Below are 1,559 nucleotides of genomic sequence, written 5' to 3'. Positions count from 1 at the left end.
CGACGTCGTGGACCAGCTGTTCGAAAGGTGCGTCCTGCCAGTTTCGCCTGGTGAGCAGGTCGTGCGCGCGGGCCAGTGCAAGCAACCGTCCAGTGAACGTCGGCAGAAATTCCTGCAGGTCGCCCGCGTGGCGAGCCGTCTGGTTCGCAAGCGACTGCACGGTGGCCAGAGTGTTCTTCACACGATGGTTGAGCTCGTCGATGAGCACCTTTTGGGCGTTCTCGGCGCGCTTGCGCTCGCTGATATCGACCAGCATGTTAATGGCGCCAACCAGATTGCCCGCGGCGTCTCGCAGGGGCGTCGGATAAGGGATAAATGGTACGCGTCTGCCGTCGGGGCGTTCGGCCACGGCTTCGGCACCGCGGACCTCACGGTTCTCGCGCAGCGCGACGGCCATTGGGCATTCGTTGTGGGGCAACGGCGTGCCATCTGGCCAATAGAGCTTCCAGGTCACACACCACTCGTCGCCCGGCTGCGGCGTCCCACCCGCCATCTCGACCGCGGCCCGATTGAAGAAATTGATGCGACCCTCGGCGTCCGTCGTGTAGATGGCCGCCGGCAACGCCTCAAGGAGATCGCGCATCCGCTGCTCGCCCTCGCGCAGGCGGTCCTCCAGCTGCTTGGTGGTGGTGACATCCTGGGCAACGCGCACGCCATAAAGGAAGCGTCCTCCCGAATCCCGCACCGACGAGCTGAATATATCAAGATAACGCACGGATCCGTCGGGCCGCAATGCCCGCTTGCGGGTGGTGTAGTTCTCGATGTCGCCGCGGACCTGCCGGACGTACAGTTCGGCATCCGCCGCCTGGTCGTCGGGATCGGTGTAGTCGAAGAAGGTCATTCCGAGCAATTCGTCGCGCGAGCGTCCCGTGATGCGGCAGAGGGAATCATTCACCCGCAAGAAGCGCCCGCTCTGATCGGTCTCAGCGATGCCGACGATGGCGGCCTCATAAGTTGCCGCGAGCCTGGCTTCACTAGCGTTCCGTGCCTCTTCCGCAATACGGAGTTCAGTGACATCTGTGGTGAAGCAGCGCGTGTTGACGAACTTGCCTTCGACAATGCGGCTGTTCGACGTAATCAGCACATGCTTGATGGAGCCGTCACGCGCCCGCAGCCGCGCGGGATAACGGTCGAGCGGCTCGCCGCATGAAAGGCGCTGAAGGATATGGCCGATCACCGGCGCGTCGGCATGAAACTCAGCAACGTGGCGGCCGATGTACTCCTCGGGCTCGTAACCTAGCAGATCCATTTCAGCTTTGTTGGCGCGAAGGATAATCCCCTCTCCGCTGACGATATGAAGACCAACAGCGCTGTTGTCGAAAAAGTCCTCCAGATCCTGCGTCTTCCGGCGGACTTCCTCCTCCACCTGCTTGCGTCCGGTGATGTCCTGGAAGCAATTGATGGCACCCTGGATCCGGCCAGAATGATCGCGCAACGCCCGGATGTTGACCAGGGCCGAAAAGCGGGAGCCATCCGGCCGTGCCATTATCACTTCGGCATTGCGTGTGGGCGTTCCCACACGAACCGCTGCGGCCATGGGACAGTCGGCATGGGCAAGC

At 62.4% G+C, this 1,559-nt stretch carries 1 protein-coding gene; it reads right to left on the bottom strand.

Annotation, left to right across the window (positions count from 1 at the left end; translation table 11 throughout):
- Positions 1–1,559: PAS domain S-box protein (locus tag IVB32_RS12885; protein ID WP_247410488.1), on the bottom strand; the 1,559-nt coding region annotated here is incomplete at both ends.

This window comes from Bradyrhizobium sp. 23 (assembly GCF_023073295.1).
Classification (GTDB): Bacteria; Pseudomonadota; Alphaproteobacteria; order Rhizobiales; family Xanthobacteraceae; genus Bradyrhizobium; species Bradyrhizobium canariense_D.
The sequence above is the reverse complement of the archived record's forward strand: the minus strand, read 5'-3'. Positions and strand labels throughout refer to the sequence as shown.